This window comes from Acidisphaera rubrifaciens HS-AP3 (assembly GCF_000964365.1).
Taxonomy (GTDB): Bacteria; Pseudomonadota; Alphaproteobacteria; order Acetobacterales; family Acetobacteraceae; genus Acidisphaera; species Acidisphaera rubrifaciens.
Map to the genome: position 1 here is coordinate 1 of NZ_BANB01000980.1, position 1,303 is coordinate 1,303.

Consider the following 1,303-nt stretch of genomic DNA (forward strand, 5'->3'; position numbering starts at 1 on the left):
CGCCCTGTCCGGACATGGTACGGAGGCGCCGCGCCGGGCTGCCGGCGCCGACATTTCGCTCGGACCGGCTACAGGCCAGCCGGCGCGCGGTCACGGAAAGCTGACTGGACATCGGGACGTCATGACGTCACGACCATCGGATGAACCCCCAGCCCGGCCCGCCGATGTATGCCGCCGTGGAGGCGAGCCTTGCCGGCGAAATCGCGCGCGGGGCGTGGGCGGTGGGCGCGCGGCTGCCGGCGGAAGGGGCGCTGATGGCCCGCTTCGGCGTCAGCCGCACCACGCTGCGCCGGGCGATGCAGAACCTCGCGGCGCGCGGGCTGATCGAGGTGCGCCACGGTACCGGCACCTACGTCGCGCCGCCGCGCCTGACGCAGGAGCTGACGGAGCTGACCGGCTTCGTCGAGGACATGACGGCGCTCGGCCGGGTCGCGACGGCGCGGCTGATCGACCATGCCGAGGTCGCGGCCGACGCCGACGTCGCCCGCGCGCTGGCGCTGCCGCAGGGCACCACGGTGACGCGCATCCGCCGCGTCCGCCTCGCCGACGGCGTCGCGCTGTCCTACGACGTGACGTGGCTGCCGACCGGGATCGGGGCGCGGATCGTGGACCACGACCTTGCCGCCGAGCCGATCTTCCGGCTGCTGGAGGAGCGTTACGGCCTGGCGCTGATCGACGCCGAGTACTGCCTGGAGGCGGCGGCGGCCGATGCGGCGACGGCGGCGGCGCTGTCGGTGGCCGTGGGCAGCCCGATCATGCGGATCGAGCGGACGACGCGCACCACGGGCGGCCAGCCGGTCGATCACGAGGTGCTGCACTATCGCGGCGACCTGATCCGCTTTGCGACGCGCCTCGCGCGGCGCCGTCCGGCGGCGGGCTGAGGGCGCGCGATGCTCGCGTCGTCGGTGACGTTCCTGTTCGCCGCGTCCTTCGCGGCGAGCGCCCTTGGCGGCGCGCTCGGCATGGCGAGCGGCATCTTCATCGTGCCGATCCTGGTGCTGTTCGCCGGCATCGGCCTGCATGCGGCGGTGGCGGCGAGCCTGGTGTCGGTCATCGCCTGTTCCTGCGCGAGTGCCGCGCCGTTCCTGCGCGCGGGGCTGACGAATATCCGCCTCGCGCTGGTGCTGGAGACGGCGACGACGTCCGGCGCGCTGTGCGGCGTGTGGCTGGCGGGCATGGTGCCGGTGCGGGCGCTGTATCTGCTGTTCGCGGCGATCCTGGGCCTGTCCGCCTGGCAGATGGCGGCGGGGCGGCGGGCGGTGGCGCCGGTCGCGGAGGATCGCGCGTCGGGGCGCGGCTGGGC

Annotated in this window: 2 protein-coding genes; both read left to right on the forward strand. The window is 74.7% G+C overall.

The genetic code is table 11. The features are described from left to right. The first annotated feature begins 140 nt into the window (after positions 1-140). Entirely contained in the window at positions 141-881 is a 741-nt protein-coding gene (locus B8460_RS19505) for a GntR family transcriptional regulator (protein ID WP_048863294.1), read from the forward strand. 9 nt (positions 882-890) lie between these two features. Then, positions 891-1,303: sulfite exporter TauE/SafE family protein (locus B8460_RS19510; protein WP_048863295.1), on the forward strand; the 413-nt coding region annotated here is incomplete at its 3' end.